Source organism: Vibrio genomosp. F10 str. 9ZD137 (assembly GCF_049974785.1).
In the GTDB taxonomy this organism is placed as follows: domain Bacteria; phylum Pseudomonadota; class Gammaproteobacteria; order Enterobacterales; family Vibrionaceae; genus Vibrio.
Map to the genome: position 1 here is coordinate 1 of NZ_JBNGCJ010001054.1, position 270 is coordinate 270.

Annotated in this window: 1 protein-coding gene; it reads left to right on the forward strand. The window is 48.9% G+C overall.

Annotated features, from left to right (window positions below; all coding sequences use genetic code 11):
• Window positions 1–270: L-serine ammonia-lyase, iron-sulfur-dependent, subunit alpha (locus ACP45E_RS22320; RefSeq protein WP_198927786.1), on the forward strand; the 270-nt coding region annotated here is incomplete at both ends.

Sequence of the window (270 nt, forward strand, 5' to 3'; positions counted from 1 at the left end):
ACCGCTCTTCCGATCTACTACGATAAATTCATTCAAACCGTGACCGAAAAAGATTACACACGCTATTTTGCAGCCTCGGGTGCTATCGGCGGTTTGTATAAACGTAATGCTTCTATCTCTGGTGCCGAAGTCGGCTGTCAAGGTGAAGTCGGTGTGGCTTGCTCTATGGCTGCTGCTGGCCTTGCTGAGCTTATGGGTGGAAGCCCTGAGCAAGTATGTATGGCTGCAGAAATCGCTATGGAACATAACCTAGGCTTAACCTGTGAACCA